The organism is Arthrobacter sp. TE26545 (genome assembly GCF_056279005.1).
The window spans coordinates 3,558,596-3,578,564 of the sequence record NZ_JBWBQM010000001.1 but is presented as its reverse complement, the minus strand read 5'-3'; the positions used below and the strand labels follow the sequence as shown (position 1 = coordinate 3,578,564).

General features: G+C 67.2%; 18 protein-coding genes, 2 pseudogenes and 2 riboswitches. Of the genes and pseudogenes, 14 read left to right on the top strand and 6 right to left on the bottom strand.

Going from position 1 to position 19,969, the window contains the following annotated elements; translation table 11 throughout:
• Window positions 1-114 precede the first annotated feature (114 nt).
• From ACZ9CK_RS16265 to mnhG, 6 genes and pseudogenes are all read left to right on the top strand, one after another.
• A complete protein-coding gene (locus ACZ9CK_RS16265) occupies window positions 115-3,174 on the top strand; it encodes a Na+/H+ antiporter subunit A (RefSeq protein ID WP_476050478.1) in 3,060 nt (1,019 codons plus the stop codon).
• Complete coding sequence (locus tag ACZ9CK_RS16260) at window positions 3,171-3,674, top strand: Na(+)/H(+) antiporter subunit C (protein ID WP_426300323.1); 504 nt, start codon at window positions 3,171-3,173, stop codon at window positions 3,672-3,674. Before ACZ9CK_RS16265 ends, ACZ9CK_RS16260 begins: the two co-directional genes overlap by 4 nt.
• Complete coding sequence (locus tag ACZ9CK_RS16255; RefSeq protein WP_426300321.1) at window positions 3,671-5,296, top strand: Na+/H+ antiporter subunit D; 1,626 nt, start codon at window positions 3,671-3,673, stop codon at window positions 5,294-5,296. Before ACZ9CK_RS16260 ends, ACZ9CK_RS16255 begins: the two co-directional genes overlap by 4 nt.
• Entirely contained in the window at window positions 5,293-5,868 is a 576-nt protein-coding gene (locus ACZ9CK_RS16250) for a Na+/H+ antiporter subunit E (RefSeq protein WP_476050477.1), read from the top strand. Before ACZ9CK_RS16255 ends, ACZ9CK_RS16250 begins: the two co-directional genes overlap by 4 nt.
• On the top strand, window positions 5,865-6,143 hold the full coding sequence (locus ACZ9CK_RS16245) for an MrpF/PhaF family protein (RefSeq protein WP_426300318.1): 279 nt from the start codon (window positions 5,865-5,867) through the stop codon (window positions 6,141-6,143). Before ACZ9CK_RS16250 ends, ACZ9CK_RS16245 begins: the two co-directional genes overlap by 4 nt.
• Window positions 6,133-6,501: pseudogene (gene mnhG, locus ACZ9CK_RS16240) on the top strand (monovalent cation/H(+) antiporter subunit G); the annotation flags it as partial. The gene ACZ9CK_RS16245 and the pseudogene mnhG, both read left to right, overlap by 11 nt.
• Window positions 6,502-6,552: 51 nt before the next feature.
• Here mnhG and ACZ9CK_RS16235 read toward each other — a convergent pair.
• Together ACZ9CK_RS16235 and ACZ9CK_RS16230 are read right to left on the bottom strand one after the other, a co-directional pair.
• On the bottom strand, window positions 6,553-6,813 hold the full coding sequence (locus tag ACZ9CK_RS16235) for a DUF4235 domain-containing protein (protein WP_426300316.1): 261 nt from the start codon (window positions 6,811-6,813) through the stop codon (window positions 6,553-6,555).
• A 46-nt stretch (window positions 6,814-6,859) separates the two neighbouring features.
• Window positions 6,860-7,564 carry an NUDIX hydrolase gene (locus tag ACZ9CK_RS16230; protein ID WP_476050476.1) on the bottom strand — a complete coding sequence of 235 codons (705 nt, stop codon included), beginning with the start codon at window positions 7,562-7,564 and terminating at the stop codon, window positions 6,860-6,862.
• Window positions 7,565-7,796: 232 nt separating this feature from the next.
• Window positions 7,797-7,930, top strand: a riboswitch (TPP riboswitch).
• Window positions 7,931-7,992: 62 nt separating this feature from the next.
• On the opposite strand from ACZ9CK_RS16230, the gene ACZ9CK_RS16225 reads away from it, so the two are divergent.
• From ACZ9CK_RS16225 to ACZ9CK_RS16200, 6 genes are all read left to right on the top strand, one after another.
• Window positions 7,993-8,619, top strand: a complete 627-nt coding sequence (locus tag ACZ9CK_RS16225) for an ECF transporter S component (protein ID WP_476050475.1) — start codon at window positions 7,993-7,995, stop codon at window positions 8,617-8,619.
• Complete coding sequence (locus ACZ9CK_RS16220; RefSeq protein WP_476050474.1) at window positions 8,619-10,211, top strand: ABC transporter ATP-binding protein; 1,593 nt, start codon at window positions 8,619-8,621, stop codon at window positions 10,209-10,211. The genes ACZ9CK_RS16225 and ACZ9CK_RS16220 overlap by 1 nt, the downstream gene beginning before the upstream one ends.
• Entirely contained in the window at window positions 10,208-10,999 is a 792-nt protein-coding gene (locus tag ACZ9CK_RS16215) for an energy-coupling factor transporter transmembrane component T family protein (protein ID WP_476050472.1), read from the top strand. The genes ACZ9CK_RS16220 and ACZ9CK_RS16215 overlap by 4 nt, the downstream gene beginning before the upstream one ends.
• Before the next feature lie 89 nt (window positions 11,000-11,088).
• The gene (locus ACZ9CK_RS16210; RefSeq protein WP_476050471.1) at window positions 11,089-11,685 is read left to right on the top strand and encodes an RNA polymerase sigma factor; all 597 of its coding nucleotides are present in this window, start codon (window positions 11,089-11,091) and stop codon (window positions 11,683-11,685) included.
• A complete protein-coding gene (locus tag ACZ9CK_RS16205; RefSeq protein ID WP_476050470.1) occupies window positions 11,651-12,703 on the top strand; it encodes a CU044_5270 family protein in 1,053 nt (350 codons plus the stop codon). Before ACZ9CK_RS16210 ends, ACZ9CK_RS16205 begins: the two co-directional genes overlap by 35 nt.
• Window positions 12,704-12,924: 221 nt before the next feature.
• The gene (locus ACZ9CK_RS16200; protein WP_426300302.1) at window positions 12,925-14,448 is read left to right on the top strand and encodes a UDP-N-acetylglucosamine 1-carboxyvinyltransferase; all 1,524 of its coding nucleotides are present in this window, start codon (window positions 12,925-12,927) and stop codon (window positions 14,446-14,448) included.
• Window positions 14,449-14,550: 102 nt separating this feature from the next.
• On the opposite strand, the gene ACZ9CK_RS16195 is transcribed toward ACZ9CK_RS16200, so the two are convergent.
• Window positions 14,551-15,048 carry an endonuclease domain-containing protein gene (locus ACZ9CK_RS16195; protein ID WP_476050469.1) on the bottom strand — a complete coding sequence of 166 codons (498 nt, stop codon included), beginning with the start codon at window positions 15,046-15,048 and terminating at the stop codon, window positions 14,551-14,553.
• A gap of 603 nt (window positions 15,049-15,651) precedes the next feature.
• Here ACZ9CK_RS16195 and ACZ9CK_RS16190 point away from each other — a divergent pair.
• A complete protein-coding gene (locus tag ACZ9CK_RS16190; protein WP_476050468.1) occupies window positions 15,652-16,935 on the top strand; it encodes a glutamate--cysteine ligase 2 in 1,284 nt (427 codons plus the stop codon).
• A gap of 13 nt (window positions 16,936-16,948) precedes the next feature.
• On the opposite strand, the gene ACZ9CK_RS16185 is transcribed toward ACZ9CK_RS16190, so the two are convergent.
• Genes ACZ9CK_RS16185 through ACZ9CK_RS16175 form a run of 3 tightly spaced genes read right to left on the bottom strand, consistent with a single transcriptional unit; the run spans window position 16,949 to window position 18,831 of the window.
• Complete coding sequence (locus ACZ9CK_RS16185) at window positions 16,949-18,157, bottom strand: O-succinylhomoserine sulfhydrylase (RefSeq protein ID WP_426300296.1); 1,209 nt, start codon at window positions 18,155-18,157, stop codon at window positions 16,949-16,951.
• On the bottom strand, window positions 18,158-18,568 hold the full coding sequence (locus tag ACZ9CK_RS16180; protein ID WP_476050467.1) for a rhodanese-like domain-containing protein: 411 nt from the start codon (window positions 18,566-18,568) through the stop codon (window positions 18,158-18,160).
• Window positions 18,565-18,831, bottom strand: coding sequence for a DUF1737 domain-containing protein (locus tag ACZ9CK_RS16175; RefSeq protein WP_426300292.1), 267 nt, complete (start codon window positions 18,829-18,831; stop codon window positions 18,565-18,567). Before ACZ9CK_RS16175 ends, ACZ9CK_RS16180 begins: the two co-directional genes overlap by 4 nt.
• A gap of 10 nt (window positions 18,832-18,841) precedes the next feature.
• Window positions 18,842-18,956: riboswitch (SAM riboswitch) on the bottom strand.
• A gap of 268 nt (window positions 18,957-19,224) precedes the next feature.
• Between ACZ9CK_RS16175 and ACZ9CK_RS16170 the strand changes: the two are divergent.
• A pseudogene (locus ACZ9CK_RS16170) lies at window positions 19,225-19,911 on the top strand (glycosyltransferase); the annotation flags it as partial.
• Window positions 19,912-19,969 lie beyond the last annotated feature (58 nt).

Here is a 19,969-nt window from a genome sequence, read left to right as displayed (position 1 = left end):
GTTACGGAAACCTGCTTGTCACACCCGATTGATAAACTGTTGGGACCGAACCCAAAGTATGACCGCCGGCTCCAACTCTTTGACAAATTTCATCCTGATTTAGCGGAGACAACAGTGATCACAGTCCTTGCCGTGACCTTTGCAGCGGCTGCTGTGGCGCCTTGGATCTTCCGGAAAATCGGGCGGAGTGCCTTCTATGTTCTGGCTGCGGTTCCCGCGGCGTCCCTGGTGTGGCTGATCGCGCAATACGGGCTGGTCTATCCGGAGGGCAGCCCCAGCGGCGGCTTCATCGAAGAGAGCTTCCCGTGGATTCCCGAACTCAGGCTTGAATTCGCTTTCCGCATGGATGTGCTGTCCTGGGTAATGTCCCTGCTGGTCCTCGGCGTCGGCACTCTCGTCCTGGTGTACTGCGCCCGGTACTTCAAGGACAAGGACGACTACCTCGGTGGCTTCGGCGCCCAGCTCCTGGCCTTCGCCGGCGCCATGTTCGGCCTGGTCACCGCGGACGACCTCCTGATGATGTTCATCTTCTGGGAGCTCACCACCGTCCTGTCCTATCTGCTGATCGGCTACGCGCGCACCCGCCTCTCCGCGCGCCGTTCGGCCCTGCAGGCCCTTGTGGTCACCACGGCCGGCGGCCTTGCGATGCTCATCGGCCTCATCATCCTCGGCCAGTCCGCGGGGACCTACCGCATGTCCGGGATCCTGGCGGGCGCGGATGAACTCTTCGCCGGGCCCGCCCAGGGCGCGGTGGGCGCCGCCGTCGTACTGATCCTGGCCGGCGCCGTCACGAAGTCCGCGTTGCTGCCCTTCCACTTCTGGCTCCCCGGCGCCATGGCCGCCCCCACTCCGGTGAGCGCCTATCTGCACGCCGCCGCCATGGTGAAGGCCGGCATCTACATCGTGGCCCGCATGGCGCCGGGCTTCAGCGAAAGCCCGGCCTGGCTGCCGCTGGTGCTTGGCCTGGGCCTGGGCACCATGGTGCTGGGCGGCTACCGTGCGTTGCGGCAGACCGACATCAAGCTCATCCTGGCCTACGGCACGGTCAGCCAGCTCGGCTTCCTCACCATGGTGGTGGGCCTGGGCCGTCCCGACGCCGCCCTGGCCGGCCTTGCCCTGCTGCTCGCCCACGGCCTGTTCAAGGCGGCGTTGTTCCTGGTGGTGGGCATCATCGACCACCAGTCCGGAACCCGCGACATCCGAAAGCTCTCCGGCGTCTACAAATCCTCAAGGGCCCTGGCAGTGGTGGCCGGCCTGGCCGCGGCGTCCATGGCGGGCGTGCCGCCGCTGGCCGGATTCGTGGCGAAGGAATCCGTGTTCGAAGCATTCGTGCACTACAGCAGCGATCCCGCCTCCGAGGGCTGGGGCCTGGTGCTGCTGATCGGGCTGGTGCTGGGCTCCGTGCTGACGTTCGCCTACAGTGCCCGTTTCATGTGGGGCGCCTTCGCCAGCAAGCCCGGCGTGGAGCGGACCCCGTTCAAGGCGATCCGGCTGTCCTTCCTGGCCGCGCCGGCGATCCTGTCCCTGCTCAGCGTCGCCTATGGCCTGTGGCCGGTCCCGGTGGACACCTGGATCCAGCCGTACGCCGCCCTCTTCGGCGACTCAGCGCACGACGCCGACGCGGGGCACCTTGCGCTGTGGCACGGCCTCACGCCCGCGCTCGGCCTGACCGCCGTCACCTTCGCGGCCGGCCTCGCCATGTTCTACTGGCGCAACGCCGTCGCCCGGGCCCAGAGCCGGGTCCCGGACTGGGTCGACGGCGACCGCGCCTACCAGCGCACCATCGGCGCCCTGGACGACGTCGCGGTGTGGGTCACCGGCCGCACCCAGCGCGGTTCCTTGTACTTCTACCTGGCCGTGATCCTCACCGTGGCCTTCGCGGTGCCGCTGAGCGTGCTGCTGGTATCGAACAAGCCGCTGCCCGGCGGGCTCTACCTCGTGGACCCGAACTCGCCGCTGCAACTTGTCGCCGCCGCCGGCATCATCGCCGGAGCCCTGGCCGCCGTGCGCGCCAACAAGCGCTTCCTCGCGGTCCTCATGGTCTCCGTGACCGGCTACGGCATCGCCCTGATGTTCGCGCTGCAGGGCGCCCCGGATCTCGCCCTGACCCAGATGCTGGTGGAAACCATCATCCTGGTGGCCTTCGTCCTGGCCATGCGCAGCCTGCCCGCCGAACTGCGCGACCGCACCGGCGGCAAGTACCGCGTGGTCCGGATCATCATCGGCGCCGCGTTCGGGGTGACCATGATCTTCGTGGCCATCTACGCCATGGGCGCCCGCGTCGCGGACCCCGTGTCCCTGGCCTTCCCCCAGCTGGCCTATGAAGGCGGCGGCGGGCTCAACGTGGTCAACGTGACGCTCGTGGACATCCGTGCCTGGGACACCTTCGGCGAAATCTCGGTGCTCGCCGTGGCCGCCACCGGCGTGGCCAGCCTGATCTTCATCCGCAGCCGCGGCGAACGGATCCACCGGGCAGCCACCATGCCGGAAGGCACCGTGGGGCGCCGCACTGCCGTCGGGAACGACTCCAAAGAGCACGCCTCGCTGCACGTGGCCCGCAGGTTCGCCGGCAAGGCCGGGGACCCCTGGCTGGTGGCCGGGCGCACCCTGGCTCCCGAGCGGCGCTCCATCATCTTCGAAGTGGTCACCCGGCTGATCTTCCACTCGATGATCATCTTCTCCGTGTACCTGCTGCTCGCCGGGCACAACCTCCCCGGCGGCGGCTTCGCGGGCGGCCTGGTGGCCGGGCTCGCCCTGACCGTGCGCTACCTCGCCGGGGGCCGCTTCGAACTGCGCGAAGCCGCCCCGATCAGTGCCGGCATGTTGCTCGGCACGGGCCTTGCCCTGGCGGCGCTCACCGGCCTGGTCCCGCTGTTCCTCGGCGGGCAGGTGTTCCAAAGCGCCATCATCCAGTTCTGGCTGCCGGTCTTCGGGGACATCAAGTTCGTCACCTCCACGCTGTTCGACATCGGCGTGTACCTCGTGGTGGTCGGCCTGGCCCTGGACGTCCTGCGCAGCCTCGGCGCCGAGATCGACGAACACTTCGAGGAAGCAGCTGCCCCGGAGGGCGCTGGACAGGAAGACGCCGGGCAGGAACCGGACGGCGCCGGGCAGGAAGAAGCTGCACAGGAACAGGCCGCGCTGGCCACCGGAAGCGAAAGGGAAAACGCATGAGCGTCAATCTGACCCTTTTGCTGGTCATGGGCGTGCTGTATGCCTGCGGGATCTACCTGATCCTGGAACGCAGCCTCACCCGCGTGCTGCTCGGGCTGGTCCTGCTGGCCAACGCCACCAACCTGCTGATCCTGGCCACCGGCGGCTACGCGGGACTGGCGCCGCTCTTCAGCAAGGGCACCGACTCCGGGGACTACAACGACCCGCTGCCGCAGGCGCTGATCCTGACGTCGATCGTGATCTCTTTCGCCGTCACCGCGTTCATGCTCGGCATCATCTACCGCACCTGGGCCCTCGCCCGCCAGGACGACATCCAGGACGACGCCGAAGACCGCCGCGTGGCCAAGACCCCGAGCTTTGACGCCGAGGACGACGCCGAGGTGCCCCAGGAAACCTCGGAGTTCCCGCTTGCGGCGGTCGCCGCCGGGCACGTTCCCGGGGATCCGGAGGCGACAGGAGAACCGCCACTGAACGACGACGAAGGAGGGGGACCCCAATGAACGCAGCAAGCCTGGCGCCGCTCGCCGTCGTCCTTCCCATCCTTGGTGCCGCCCTCACCTTCGCACTCAACCGGAACCCGGTGGCCCAGCGGATGGTGAGCATCGGCCTGCTGGCCCTGACCCTGCTGCTGGAATTCTGGCTCCTGGCCGCCGTCTGGACCACGGGGACTTCTTCCGTCACCCTCGGCGGCTGGCTTCCGCCGTTCGGCGTGGTGATGGTCGTGGACCAGTTCTCCTCGCTGATGCTCGTGGTGTCCTCCGTGGTCAGCCTCGCCGTGCTCGTCTACGCCACCGGGCAGGGCATGGCCGACGGCGACCAGGAAGCGCCGGTGTCGATCTTCCACCCCACCTACCTGATCCTGGTGGCCGGGGTGTCCAATGCCTTCCTCACCGGCGACCTCTTCAACCTCTATGTGGGCTTCGAGATCCTGCTGACGGCAAGTTACGTGCTGATGACGCTCGGCGGCACCGGGCCGCGCATCCGGGCGGGCGTCACCTACGTGGTGGTGTCCGTAGTGTCCTCCGTGCTGTTCCTGATCGCGATCGCCATGATCTACGGCGCCACCGGAACCATCACCATGGCCGACCTCGCCGTGAAGCTGGCCGAACTGGACCCGTCCACCCGCAATCTGCTGCACGTGATGCTGCTGGTGGCCTTCGGCATCAAGGCCGCCGTGTTCCCGCTGTCTTTCTGGCTGCCGGACTCCTATCCCACGGCGCCGGCACCGGTCACCGCCGTGTTCGCCGGCCTGCTCACCAAAGTGGGCGTCTACGCCATGGTGCGCACGGAGACGCTGCTGTTCCCCGGCGACACCCTCAATACCCCGCTCATGGTGGTGGCCCTGCTGACCATGGTGGTGGGCATCCTGGGTGCCCTGGCCCAGAGCGACATCAAACGTCTGCTCTCCTTCACCCTGGTCAGCCACATCGGCTATATGGTGTTCGGCCTGGCCATGTCCTCAGTGACCGGGCTGGCCGCCGCCGTGTTCTACGTGGCCCACCACATCACCGTGCAGACCAGCCTCTTCCTGGTCACGGGCCTGATCGAACGCCGCGGCGGCAGTTCCTCCATGGACAGGCTGGGCGGCCTGGCCAAGCTGTCCCCGATGCTGGCCCTGCTCTTCTTCGTGCCTGCAATGAACCTGGCAGGCATCCCGCCGTTCTCCGGCTTCCTCGGCAAGGTGGGGCTCCTGCAGGCAGGCATGGAACTGGGCACACCGCTGGCCATCACCCTGGTGGTGGGCGGCGTGCTGACCAGCCTGCTCACCCTGCTGGCGATCGCCCGCGTCTGGAACCGCGCCTTCTGGCGCAAACCGGACGACGCCGAGTATCCGGATCCCGTGCTGAAGGACACCACCGCAGTGGGCCTGCTTCCCCGCACGATGGTGGGTTCGACGGCGGCTCTCGTGGTGTTCGGGGTCGCCCTCACAGTGTTCGCAGGGCCGCTCTTCCAGCTCGCCGGGAACTCCGCGGAGCAGATGCTGGACCGCACTGCCTACATCCACTCTGTGCTGGGCGAGGACGCCACCGTGCCCGGCATCGCTGCGCCAGGTGGCGCCAATCAGGGCAGCTCGCCGGGCGGCGCCCACTCCGGGCCGAGCCTGCAGGGAGGTGCGAAATGAGCCGCAAACCGATCTCCCTGCGCACCGAACTGCCCCTGCTGGTGTGGCTCGTGATCGTGTGGGGTGCGCTGTGGCGGGACTTCAGCCCCGGCAACGTCCTGTTCGGCGCCCTGATCGCCCTGGTGGTGGCCAGAATCTTCTACCTGCCGCCGGTGGAGCTGAGCGGCCGCTTCAACGTGCTGCGGGCAGTTCCCTTTGCACTGGTGTTCCTCGCCAAAGTGGTGGCAGCGAGCTGCCAGGTGATCTACCTGGCGGTGGTCAAAGGACCCAAGGTGGTCAACGCCGTCGTCGAGGTTCCGCTCAGGAGCCATTCGGACCTCATGGTGACCGCCACCGGGCACGTGCTGTCCCTGATCCCCGGCTCGCTGGTGGTGGAGGTGGACCGCTCAACATCCACTCTCTACATCCACGGGCTGGACATCCGGGACGAGGCGGACGCCGCCAAACTCCGCAAGGAAGTCCAGGACACCGAGGCCGGGCTGATCCGGATCATGGGCACGAAGGCTGAGCTGGCGGCGCTGGAAGCCGAAGGCGCCACAGGAACCGGAAGCAGGAAGGGAACAACGCCGTGAAGGACGTAGCGCTGATCATTACGGCGGTGGTCCTCACCCTGGCCGCCGCAGGTGCGATTGTGCGGATCGCCGTCGGGCCGTCCCTGCTCGACCGGGTGCTGGCCTCGGACGTGCTGCTGGGCATCGTGGGCGCCGCGCTCGCTATCGACATGGCCGTCAACCGGCACCTGAACAACCTGTTCCTGCTGGTGGCGCTGACGCTGATCGGCTTCATCGGCTCGGTGACCGTTGCCCGCTTCGTATCCGACCGAAGGGGGCAGGCCAATGACTCCTGATGCAGGCGGCGTGGACGCCGTGATCGATGCCGTGACGGCCGTTTTCCTCGTGCTCGGGGCGCTCATGTCGCTGACCGCGACCATCGGCCTGCTGCGCTTCCCGGACCTGATGAGCCGCATGCACGCCGCCACCAAACCCCAAGTGCTGGGCCTGTTCCTGCTGCTCGCGGCGATCGGCCTGCAGATGCGCCAATGGTGGGTGTGGCCGGTGCTGGTGGTGGCATGGATCTTCCAGCTGCTCACCGTCCCCGTTTCCGCGCACATGGTGGGCCGCGCGGGCTACCGGACCAAGCACCTACACCCGGAACTGCTCAGCGTGGACGAGCTGGAATCCGTGGTGCGGCGGGCGGCGACGGAACGGGGAGGGACGGGGCCCGGCTATGCGGGACCCGCGGGGACCGCAGGGGAGCTAGACGATGTCCTGGGTCTTGGCGAAACGGGTGATGGCGCGCTGCGTGGCACGGCTGGTCAGCACCTGGATGATCGCGGTGACGGAAGAGGAGACCAGGGCGAAGGCAAGGGCTGAGCGCAAGCTGGTTTCCACGTCGTCATGGCCCTTGGGCGGCTTGTTTCCGGTGGCCTTTTCCCAAACGCGATTGACCACTTTGCTGGCGACGAATCCTGCACCGATTCCGATGCCGGCGCCGAGCAGTTTGAAAAGGATGTTCATTCCGGAGCTCCTTGCGGGAGGAAACAGGACCGCCCCCAGCCTAACCCTATTCGGCCGCGGGGGATTGGCGGCGGCGCTCGAAGAAGGCCTTGAGGGCTCCCGGTTCCGGGCGGACGGGAACGATGTCCCGCTCAACGGCCAGGCCGGCATCCACGCTGCCGAGCCGGAGCAGTTCCTCGAGCAGCACCAGGGTGGGCGGCATCAGCTTGAGGGCGCCGGCGGCCTCGCCGTGGAGGATCCCGCGCACCGGCATCCACAATGACTGCCAGGCTTCGGTGGTCTGGTGCCGGGCCTCGTCCTCCGGCACGGGGGCGGCCAGGTAGAAGTAGGTGTCGAAGCGCTTGGGCTGGTCCTCCGGGGTGACCCAGTTGGCCCACGGGCGCAGCAGGCCGGCGTCGAGCACCAGGCCCGACTCTTCCCGGACTTCGCGCAGGGCAGCGGCAAGGACCCGGCCCGCGTTGTGCCGTGACGTGGCGGCGTCTGCGGCTGCGATGCTGCAGCGGTGCCATGCCTGCGCGTGGTCCCGTGCGAGCTCGTCCGTGAACTCCCAGCCGCTGCCGTCGACGGCGTCCACCCGGCCGCCGGGGAACACCACCATTCCGGCCGCGAAATCCATGGTGGACACCCGGTGCTGGACGAAGACTTCCGGGCCGTCCGCGCCGTCCCGCAGCAGGATCACGCTGGCGGCAAGCCGGGCTTCGGGTGCTTCAGAGGGCACCGGGGCCTCTTCGTGCCCGCCGTTTTCCGCCATGAACGCTCCTTTGCTTCGCTGCCGCGTGACGATTCTGCTGGATCACACCTGCAGTCACTCCACGGTACCCGCGTGGTTCCGGAGTCCGCGACGTAGAGGCCCGGGGTGATCCAGCAGAATGTGTACGGCTTCTGGCCCGCCCCCCGCCCGCGCCAATGTGACCGCCCGCCCCGCCCGGAAAGGGCCCGGCAAAGCCGCGAGGTGTAAACTGGAGCACGCCCAAAAGGGCAATTGATAACGACAGGGGAGCGCCGCCGTCGGGCTGCAGCAGCAGAACGAGGGAAGGGCGCTGAGAGTGCGGAACACCGCAGACCCTCGAACCTGATCCGGTTAGTACCGGCGCAAGGGAGTCGAGTTCTCAGAGTGACCGGTGGCCGGGAAACAAGGGCCGGGCAACACTTTCCCCTCCTGTTCCTCAGGAGGACAAAATGACTGGTATTTCTTCGACGCCGGCATCCAGCAGGACCGGCTACACCTGGCGCGTGGTGGACATCGTGGTGGCGGCCCTGATCGCAGTCGCTGGTGGCGTGATCTTCTGGGCCTGGTCCCAGGGCGCCAACCTGCTCGCCCCGGTTTTCGTTTACCCGCCCTCCAGCGGCCTGTACGCCGGCGGCTGGATGATCCCGGCCGTGCTCGGCATGCTCATCATCCGCAAGCCCGGCGCCGCTCTCTTCTGCGAAACCGTGGCCGCCACCGGCGAGCTGATCATGGGCTCGCAGTACGGCACCACCGTGCTTATCTCCGGCGTGCTCCAGGGCCTCGGCGCGGAACTGGTGTTCGCGGCCCTCATGTACAAGAAATTCAACCTGCCTGCATCGCTGCTGGCCGGCGCGGGTGCGGGGCTGTTCTGCGGCCTGAACGACTCCTTCCTGCCGTGGGGCTGGAACATCGCATATGAGGCCGGCGACAAGCTCGCCTACATCGTGTTCTGCGCCATCTCCGGTGCCGTGATCGCCGGCGGCCTGTCCTGGATCGCCACCCGCGGCCTGGCCAAGACCGGCGTGCTCAGCTCCTTCGCGTCCCGGAAGGCCGCCACGGAGCCCGTCTTTTCCTGATGCCGTCCTCCGAAGCCGGCGCCGTGCGTGCCGCTGCCGTTTCCGCACGAGGCTGGGGCTGGCGGCACGCCGGCCGCACGGCACAGGCCGTCCATGGCCTCGACCTGGACATCGCCCCGGGTGAGCGGGTGCTGCTGCTGGGCCCCTCGGGTGCCGGCAAGTCCACGCTGCTCCACGCCCTTGCGGGGGTGCTGGGCGGCGAGGACGACGCCGACGAGGCCGGCTCGCTGCTGATCGACGGCGCCCGCCCGCAGGACAGCCGTGGCCGGGCGGGGCTCATGCAGCAGGATCCGGAGACGCAGGTGGTCCTTTCGCGCCTCGGTGACGACGTCGCCTTCGGTGCGGAGAACCTGGCCGTGCCGCCCAGGCAGATCTGGGCGCGGGTGCATGAGGCGATCGACGACGTCGGGCTGGCCGACTTCCCGCTCGACCACCCGACGTCGGCCCTCTCCGGAGGGCAGAAGCAGCGCCTCGCGCTCGCTGGGATCCTGGCGATGCGCCCGGGGCTGATCCTGCTGGACGAACCGACGGCGAACCTGGACCCGGCCGGCGTGCTGGAGGTGCGGGACGCCGTCGGGCGCTGCCTGGACAAGACCGGCGCCACGCTGGTGGTCGTGGAGCACCGGGTGTCCGTGTGGAAAGACCTTGTGGACCGGATCGTGGTGCTGCAGCCCGGAAGCTCCTCGGAGCCCGCGGTGCTGCTGGACGGCCCGCCGGATGCCGTGCTGGAACAGGCCCGTGACATGTTGGCCGCCGCCGGGGTGTGGGTTCCGGGCTATGTGCCGGCCACACGGGCACGGACGGGGGCAGGGACGGGGGCACAGACAGGGGCACAGACAGGGGCACGGTCCGAGACGGGCACCGGCGAGCTCCTCCTGCGCGCAGACGATCTCGCCGTCTCCCGGGAACGGCCGCGGCGCCGCGGCTTCAAGACCATTCCGCCTGTCCCGGCACAATCCGGACTCAGCGCCGAGGTCATCGCCGGCCAGGCTTTGACCATCACCGGTCCCAACGGCGCGGGCAAATCGACCTTCGCGCTGACCCTCGCCGGGCTGCTGGCGCCGGTAGCCGGAAAGGTGGGCGCCGGCGTCGGGCTTTCCAACGGCGCCGGAAGCGATCCTTACACGTGGAAGGCGCAGCAACTGATTTCCCGGATCGGGACCGTCTTCCAGGAGCCCGAGCATCAGTTCGTCACGGGCCGGGTGCTGGATGAGCTTATGTTCGGGCCGCGGCATCTCGGCCATGGCGAGGAACGCGTCGATGAACTGCTCGAGCGCCTGCGCCTGACCCACCTGGTGGACGCCAACCCGTACACGCTGTCCGGCGGCGAGAAGCGCAGGCTTTCCGTGGCGACGGTGCTGGCGGCAAGCCCCAAGGTGCTGGTGCTGGACGAGCCGACCTTCGGCCAGGACGCCAACACTTGGGCCGAACTCGCCTCCTTCCTGTCCGAACTGCTCGACGCCGGCACGGCGGTGGTCTCCGTGACGCACGACCAGGAATTCAGTGCGGTGCTCGGCGGCACCGAATTGCGGCTCGACTCCGCGGCCGCCGCCTTGGCGCCCGGCGCCCGCCAGAAAGCTGGTGCGGCATGAGGGACGTCCTGAGCCTGCACGGCAACCACGCCCTCCTCACCCGCGCCAACCCGCTGGCGAAGTTCGTGGCCGTTTTCGCGGTCACCCTGGTGCTGGCGCTGTCCATCGACTGGGTCTCCGCGTCCACCGCCCTGCTCGCCGAATTCGCCCTGTTCCCGCTTGTCGGCCTGACCCTGCGGTTGCTGTGGCAGCGCGGCTGGCCACTCATCCTCGCGGCTGCCCTGGGCGGCTGGAGCACAGCGATCCTGTCGGCGGACAGCGGAAGGACACTGCTCGACGTCGGCATCTGGTCCATGAGTGAAGGTTCGCTCGAGCTGGGGCTGGGGTTCATGCTGCGCGGCCTGGCGATCGCCCTGCCGGCAGTACTGCTGATGAGCTGCACCGACCCGACCGACCTCGCCGATGCCCTGGCGCAGAAGGCGAAGCTGCCGCACCGTTTCGTGCTGGGGACCCTGGCCGCGATGCGCCTGGTGGGGCTCATGGCCGAGGAATGGCAGACCATCGGCATGGCCCGCCGGGCCCGCGGCGTGGGTTCGCACGGCAGTCCCTTGCAGCGCCTGCGGGCAACCCTCGGGCAGAGCTTCGGACTGCTGGTCCAGGCGGTGCGCCGGGCCTCAAGACTCGCGGTGACCATGGAGGCGCGCGGCTTCGGCGGCTCCGAACGCACGTGGGCCCGGGAATCGAGCTACTCATTGCTGGACATGTGGGTGTTGCTGGGCGGGGCACTGATCTCCGCCGCGGCCGTGCTGGCAGCCGTTGCGGCCGGAACCTGGAACTTCGTTTTCTAGGTAGGGGTTCCTGGCTCCAGTGTTATGCCAGTTGCGCCTAGAGTGAGGTCTTCCGTGAACCTTTTCTCCGGCATCGGGCAATACAAGTTGTGAACACAGACAGAGACATCATCCGGCGATCGCGGGACAGCCCCGCAGAGTTCGCCGCGCTCTACGACCGGCATGCCTCGGTCATCTACCGCTATGCGGCCCGGCGCGCCGGTGATTTCGTTGCCGACGACGTTACTTCGGAGACCTTCCTTGCTGCCTTCGAGGGCCTGGATTCCTTCGACGAGCGGTGGGAGGACGCGCGGCCATGGCTATTCGGCATCGCCACCAATCTGCTGCGCCGGCACCACCGCGCCGAGGCCCGTCTGCTGAAAGCCATGGCGCGCTCCGCACCGCGGGAAGCCGGGGTGGACAGCACCGAGGTCGTGGCCGCGCAGGTAGATGCCGCCACGGCAACGGCCCGGCTGGCCAAGAGCCTGAAGGCCATGCCCGCGATCGACCGCGAAACCCTCCTCCTCTATGCCTGGGCCGACCTCAGCTACGAAGGCATCGCCGGCGCCATGGGCGTCCCGGTCGGGACCGTGCGTTCACGCCTGAACCGCGCCCGGCGCATCCTCCGCACCGGCTTGGGGCCGGTCAAACTTGATGAAACGGAAAGTGATCATGGACGACTTGCAGCTGCTCCGCGAAATGCGTAGCGACGTCGGAACCCCGGCCCAGGCAACACTGGCGCGGGGGCGCAACAAACTCCTCGGCAGGATTGATGCAGGGGCTGATTCAGGTACGATGCCCGACGGCGGTCCGCGCCGGCGGCGGGTTGTAGCCAGGCGCGTTGTACTCGCCGCGGCGGCCGCGGCGGTGCTGCTTGGCACTCTCGTGGCGGTCGATGTCGTGGCTCCCGGCGGCAAGCCCGGCGCTACTGCCGAGGCCGCAGAAGTGCTCAACAACGCGGCGGCCGCGGCGATCAAGACCTCCGATCCCGTGGTGAAGCCGGGGCAGTACTTGAAGGTCGACACGAAGGCTGTTTACGCCAGTTCCATGACCCGGGCCCAAGGAACTACGGTCTCTTGGTTGGAAACACAGGATGGTCAGGTTTACGTGCCGGCGGATAGGTCCGGTGAATGGGTGTGGAACCGTGAGGCCCGCGTACCCACAACGTTCTTTGGAAAGGAGTCCAAAGCTGAAGCCCAACGGTACGTCGCTTCAATGAATAGCGGTGCCGGTCCCCAGCTTGAGGGCGTCATCCGCGGGAAGGGCGGCGCCTTTTACGACAGCCCGCAGCAGATCCTGGGGTTGCCGCTTCTGGAGGCGATCAAAACCCTGCCACGCGAGCCGCGCAAGTTGCTCGACCTGATCTACGAAAAGACCGAGGGGAAGGGGCAGACGCCGGAGAGCGAGGCGCTGGTGACCATTGCTGATTCACTCCGTACCGGAGTCATTCCTGCCGACTTGCGGGCAGCAATGTACAAAGCTGCCGCGCTCATTCCGGGTGTCATCGTGGCGGATAAACAAGCGACGCTTGACGGGCGCAAGGGAGTTGCTTTGGGGATTCTGTGGGCCGAAGGGAAAGCGCGCCAGGACATCATTGTCGATCCTGAAACCGGGATGATGATCGGCGAACGAAATGTATCTCTCGCGGCATTGGACGGAATTCCAGCGAATACGGCTTTCGGGTGGACTGCCGTCAAGATCTCTGTGGTGGACTCGGCACCCTAGCCGGCCGTCCCTAACTGGTGCGGGCTGGGCGCGGGCGCCGCAGCGTCCGGGCCCAGCCGCCGTCGGGCTCTTAGCCCGGGCTATTCCCGACAGGAAAGATAGCCGCGTCAAGCCGCGGCCCGCCGTCGTCGCATATCGCACGACGTGACTATCGACACGCCGTATTGACGGGCCCTGCCGTAACGGGCGTCTAAGTAGATCATTTGTGATATTTTCTGGATATGACTCAGCCGACCGCAGAAAATGTTGGTCTCCTCCTCCGCGACGCCCGCGGAGAAAAGGGATGGACCCAGGGCCAGCTCGCAGCCGAGCTTGGCACCAGCCAGAGCGCGGTTGCCCGCATGGAACAGGGCAAGCAGAACCTCAGCCTGAAAATGATCGAGCGGCTCGAAGCGATCTTCGGCCGCAGCATCGTCAAGGTGGGCAAGCCGCAGATGACCCACCTGAGGGTGGAAGGCGGACGCACCTTGTCCGGCGCCGTCGACGTCAATAGCAGCAAGAACGCCGGCGTCGCGCTGCTGTGCGCCAGCCTCATCAACCGCGGCACCACTACGCTGCGCCGACTCGCGCGGATCGAGGAAGTCAACCGGATCGTGGAGGTGCTGACCTCGATCGGTGTCGAGTGCACCTGGCTCAACGGCAACGATCTGCGCATCCGCCGCCCCGAGGCACTGGACCTGGAATCCATGGATGTGGAGGCTGCCCGCCGCACCCGCAGCGTCATCATGCTGCTCGGCCCGCTGCTGGACCAGACTTCCGAATACAAGCTGCCCTACGCCGGCGGCTGCGACCTTGGCACCCGCACCGTGGAGCCGCACATGCAGGCGCTGCGCCAGTTCGGCCTCTCCGTGGAGGCGACTTCCGGCTTCTACGTGGTCCAGGCCCCGCCCGCGGATGATCACGACCGCTCCTTCGTCCTCACCGAGCGCGGCGACACCGTCACCGAGAACGCCATCATGGCCGCCGCCCACCGCCGCGGCACCACCGTGATCCGCAACGCCAGCCCGAACTACATGGTCCAGGACCTCTGCTTCTACCTGCAGGGACTGGGGGTGGTGATCGACGGCGTCGGGACCACTACGCTGCGGATCACCGGCCGGCCGGCGATCGACGTCGACATCGAGTACTACCCCTCCGAGGACCCGATCGAGGCGATGAGCCTCATCACCGCTGGCATCGTGACCAACTCCGAGGTGACCATTCGCCGGGTGCCGATCGAATTCATGGAAATCGAGCTGGCCACGCTGGAGCAGATGGGCCAGCAACTGGATGTCTCCGGTGAATACTTCGCGCGCAACGGCCGCACCCGCCTGGTGGATGTCACCACCAAGCCCTCCACGCTGCGTGCCCCCGAAGACAAGATCCACCCGATGCCGTTCCCGGGCCTGAACATCGACAACCTGCCCTTCTTCGCCGTGATCGCCGGCAACGCAGAGGGCCAGACGATGATCCACGACTGGGTCTACGAGAACCGGGCGATCTACCTGACCGAGCTCAACCGCCTGGGCGCCCAGGTGCAGCTGCTGGACCCGCACCGGATCTACGTCAACGGCCCCACCAAGTGGCGTGCCGCCGAGATCGGCTGCCCGCCGGCCCTCCGTCCCGCTGCCTGCCTGCTGCTGGCCATGCTCGCAGCCCGCGGCACCTCCGAGCTGCGCAACATCTACGTGATCGAGCGCGGCTACGAGGACCTGGCCGAGCGGCTGAACACCATCGGCGCCAAGATCGAGTACTTCCAGGACTAGGCGGCAGACATTCTGCTGGATCACCCGGGACCGGCCCAGGCCCAGGCCCGCAATCACCCGGGTAGGTGTGCTTTGCGGACCGGGTGATCCAGCAGAATGTGCTCACAGCCGACGCCGGCCCCGCTGCAGCATTGTGTGGATTTCCGCCAGAACGTGGCCCGGGCTGTTCCAGACCTGCTCCGGGGCGTAGCTCAGCGTCCCGTAGCCCAAGGCCTGTGCCGCGTTCAGCCGGGCCATGTCCTTCCGCCACGCATCCCGCGAACTGTGGAACTCGTAGCCGTTGACCTCCACGATGAGCCATCCATTGATCAGGAAGTCCACCCGGCCCACGCCCTCGATTTCGACCTGGCGCAGGAAATCGAAGCCGGCCGACTCGAACAGCAGCCGGGCACTGATCTCAGGCACGGACTCAGAAATACCGTCGGCTTTGGCCAGGCGCCTTCGCGCGTTTCCGTAGAAGTCGGCGGACAACTCGCTCGCCAGCATTGACCGCGGGATGCCGAAGGTTTCCATCGCCGACTGTGCGACCGCGATGGCATCCACCTCCGGCAGGCAAGTCAACGCGTGGATGGCCGTGTCCTCCACAGAAGCAACGGGCACCGCTTCCAACAGGGGGAACCGTGTGGACCCGTGCCGGATGAACCCTTTGCCGCGGCAATGGCGTGTGGCCAGGTGAAGACGTGCGGGCTTGTCCTTGAGCCAAAGTCCGTAGCGAAGGGCTGCGCTTGCGCAGGTGAGGTGCCCGTTGTTGAGAATTGCCCTGAGATATTCCGGGTCGGCCGTGGGAAGGGCCCACACTCCTTTTCGTGGTTGGCCCGCCCCTGCGGAGGCCAGTTTCCGGATCGCTGCTGGCGAGTGGCCATTGGCATGAAGCATGCCTACACGTGCCACTCCGCCGACTGAAACCAGATATTCGAATGCATCCATGGCTCCAGCTACTCACTGCTTCGCCGCCAGGCGGACGGGGAAAGCGTCGTATGTGGATGAATCCGGAGACATTCTGCTGGATCACCCGGGGGCCGGCCAGACCGAGGCCCGCAAATGCGCGCTTTGGCCGATCCCGAGGGGGGTGATCCAGCAAAATGTGCGCGGAGCCGGCAAGAACGCACCGGCAGCCGCTCGTCCGGCCTCCGGCCCCCGCAGCCACCTCCGCGCCCAAACCCGCTGTTCCGGCCCACAACCCCTGTAGCGCACAATTGTTCTGTGCGCACATTCGGTGTGGAAGAAGAACTGCTGATCGTCGATCCTGCGAGCGGCGAGCCGCTCGCCCTTGCCGATGCGCTCCTTGCCGGTTTCGGCGCCGCCGACGCCGAAGCAGCCGACGCCGGCGCAGCTGAACCCGCGGACACCCAAGACCCCGAGGACCCGGACACGGACGCGGACGAAGCGCACCGCGGCCTGCGCACCGGCCTCAGCCACGAACTCAAGCTCGAACAGCTCGAAACCCAGACCCGTCCCTGCCGCAGCCATGCGGAACTCCTGCGCCAGATCCGCCGTGGCCGGACTATGGCCAGCGATGCCGCCCGCAGCCACGGCGCGCGGATCGCCGCGCTGGCCACGTCACCGGTCGATTCGGCCACCCACACCACCCCGGACCCCCGCTACGCCATGATGCTGGAACGCTTTGGCATCACGGCCCACGAGCAATTGACCTGCGGATTCCATGTGCACACGGCCATCGAGTCCCCAGAGGAAGGCGTGGTGGTGCTGGACCATATCCGGGACAAGCTCGCCGTGCTCACGGCCATCAGTGCCAACTCCCCGTACTGGCGGGGCCTGGCCACGGGTTTCGAAAGCTACCGCACCCAGGCCTGGAACCGCTGGCCGTCCTCGGGTCCATCTGCGGTGTTTGGCTCCCTGCCTAACTACAGAAGGGTGGTGAGCCGCCTGATTGACACCGGGGTCCTCCTGGACGAGGGCATGATCTACTTCGACGCCAGGCTCTCGCGGAACAACCCCACGGTGGAGGTCAGGGTGGCAGACGTCTGCCTCCGTTCCGAGGACGCGGCGCTGATCGCGGTGCTGGTGCGGGCCATGGTAGAGACGGCGGTCCGGGAGTCCGCGGCGGGGGTCGAACCGGCTTCCGTGCCCACGGCGCTGCTGCGGATGGCATCGTGGCAGGCCAGCAACTTCGGCCTGCGCAACGACCTCTTGGACTTCGGGACGTTCCGGCCCGTTCCCGCAGCCGACGTCGTCTGGTCCCTTGTGGAGTACCTGGAACCCGTGCTTGCCGAACAGGGCGAGCTCGACCTCGCCCAGGCAGGCGTCGCCGAGGTACTGCGGCGCGGGAACGGTGCCACCGAACAGCGCCGCATCGCGAGTGAACAAAGCGAAAACGACGGCGGCCGGCCGGATCCTGCCGCGCTGGCCGCCGTCGTACGTCACGCTGTCCGGGAGACGATGCCGGAAGCCGCACCGGCATCCGACACCAAGTCCCTGCCGGTGCTCACCTGGGTGCGGCAGGACTGGCGCGGCGCCGATATCTAGGCCTGGCCGATATCTAGACCTGCTTGAGTGCCTGTTCCAGGTCGCGGATGAGGTCATCCACATCCTCAAGGCCCACGGAGAGGCGCACCACGCCGTCGCTGAGGCCGATGGCCGCACGGCCCTCCGGACCCATGGCGCGGTGGGTGGTGGTGGCGGGGTGGGTGATGAGGGACTTGGAGTCGCCCAGGTTGTTGGAGATGTCGATGACGTTGAGTCCGTCCAGCAGGGCGAACGCGGCGTCCTTCGCCGAACGCCCGCCCGACGGCAGGAGCTCGAAGGTCAGCACGGTGCCGCCGGCCTTCATCTGCTTCGCGGCGAGCTCGTACTGCGGGTGCGACTTCAGCAGCGGGTACTTGACCCAGCTGATGGCCGGCTGCTCCTCGAGCCATTCGGCGATCTTCAAGGCAGAGGCAGAGGAGTGGTTCACGCGCAGCCCGATGGTCTCCAGGCCCTTGGTCAGCACCCAGGCGTTGAACGCGGAAAGCGAAGGTCCGGTGTGCCGCATGAGCTGCTTGACCGGGCCGTCGATGAATTCCTTGGTGCCGAGGATCGCTCCGCCCAGCACGCGGCCCTGGCCGTCGATGTGCTTGGTGCCGGAGTAGACGATCACGTCCGCGCCGAGCTCGCCGCAGCGCTGCAGCAGGGGAGTGGCGAAGACATTGTCGACGACGACGGTCGCACCGGCCGCGTGGGCCAGCTCGCTGACCGCGGCGATGTCCACGATTTCCTGCATCGGGTTGGAGGGCGACTCGAAGAAGACGGCGGTGGTCGGCTTGGACAAGGCCTCGCGCCACTGCTCAAGGTCCGGCCCGTCCACGAACACCGTCTCCACGCCCCAGCGCGGCAGGATCTCGTTGAGGATCACGAAGCAGGAGCCGAAAAGCGAGCGGGCAGCGACTACCCGGTCGCCGGCGGCCAGCAGGGCGCCGAGCGCGGTGAACACGGCGGACATGCCGGACGCCGTCGCGAAGCACGCCTCGGTGCCTTCCAGCAGGCGGAGGCGCTCCTGGAAGGTGGCCACGGAGGGATTGCCGTAGCGGGAGTAGACGAAGCGCTCGTCCTCGCCGGTGAAGGCGCGCTCGGCGGCGGCTGCGGACTCGTAGACGAAGCCCGAGTTCAGGAACACGGCCTCGGACGTTTCCTGGAAGTTGCTGCGGTCAAGACCGCCGCGGACGGCCTGGGTGTCGGGGCTCCAGGTGGCGGCGTCGGGATTGAAAGTCACTTAGATGTTCCCCAGGTTCGTAGGCAGTCCGCGGTTCTTCCAGCCGTTCACGGTGCGTTCGCCGTAGCGGTCGGGCTCCCCCTCGAAGCCTTCCAGCACGTTGTAGGCGGTGAAGCCGGCCTGCGTTGCGGCGATGGCGGCCGAGATGGAGCGCTGCCCGGAGCGACAGATAAAGATGAGCTCGACGTTGCTGTCCTCGGGGGCCTGCTGCTTGAGCTCCTCGACGAAGTTGCCGTTCGGGATCCCGCCGGCGAAGTTCCACTGGATGAACAGGGGGTCGTTATCCGTGGCCTTGGTGTCCGGGATTCCGATGTGCGCCCACTCGGCTTCGGTGCGCACGTCCACCAGGATGGCGCCTTCTTCGAGCTTGGCCCAGGCGTCCTGGGGGCTCAGGTCTCCGGCGTAGCTCATGCGTGTCCCTCGAATGCTTCCTCGTCGTCGTAGCCTTCGAGCTCGTCGACGGCGCTGGCCACCGCTGCGTCCGCGCTTGCGACGGCGGCAGGCAGGACGACTGCCTGCGCCACGATCACGCTGGTGCCGTTGAAGGTCGCTGCCGGGCCGCCGTGCAGTACGTAGCCTTCGGCGAGGGCGGTGGAAATCCGCTCGCAGAATTCGCGGGTGTCCGGGCCGGTAATGAGGCGGTAGGAGAGTTGTTCTTCGCTTGGTTCAGGCATTGGTGCTCCTCAGTCACGCTTGCAGTTCGAAAAGTGTCGATACGCCGAGTAGTCACCTGAGGCACCCCGCCGGGAGAGAGGGTTGCCGACCAGCAAGTCAGGGCTTCACGCTGGTGCTCATTACTCAATAAGAAAAATAACATCGGCGACGACGGCCCGCAGTTCGGCTGCCGTCATGTTCCGTAATCGGGCCGCAGCTCAGTGCAGTTGTTCCGTGCAGCTTAGGTAGGCAAACCGGCCCGGAGGGAGTCTCCGGGCGCCTGGGTGCACGATGCCCTGGCAAAACGTTCGGGCAGATACGGCCGGGACGCCCGCGAACGCTGTACCCTGTGCTGGCACAATGGCATAATTTTCAAATCAGGTCTGCAATGCCGAATCCAGCTGGGGGATCGCATGCACGCTCTCGAAAACCTGCGCGCGGGTACCGAACGTCCGTCAGGTAGGGATACACCGCGGGAAACTTCGGCCTACACCAAAGCCGGTATCTCGGCGTGGGCGGCGCAGCTTGGCACACCGGCCCCAGAGGCGCCGCGGTCCCGCCGGATGGCACACATCGGCGGCATCAGCGCGATCTCCGCCCTGGTGCTCTACTTGGCCTGGCGCATCATATTCACCCTGCCGGCGAACGGAGCGAACCTCGTCGTTGCCTGGGTGCTGGTCGCCTTCGAAGCCCTGCCGCTTGCCGGGATCGTCCTGAAGACGATCACCATCTGGAACATCGACAGTGCCGCGCCGGAAGAGCCCAAGCAGAAGCTGCGCACCGCGGTCCTGATCCCTACGTACAACGAGCCCGTTGAGGTGCTCTCCCCGACGGTCGCGGCAGCCTGCGCCCTGCAGCCTGCCCATGAAACGTGGGTGCTCGACGACGGCAGCCGGCCCTGGGTTGCCGAAATGTGCCGCTCCTTCGGTGCCCGGTATGTGAGCCGGCCGAGCCACGAGCACGCCAAGGCAGGCAACATGAACCACGCCCTGAAGCTCATGGCCCGGGAGGAGGCGGCCGGCGGGGAAGCCATCGACATCATCGCCGTGCTGGACTGCGACCACGTTCCGCTTCCCACCTTCCTCACGGCCACCCTGGGATGGTTCAACGATGACCGGATCGCGCTCGTGCAGGGACCGCAGGCCTTCTACAATTCGG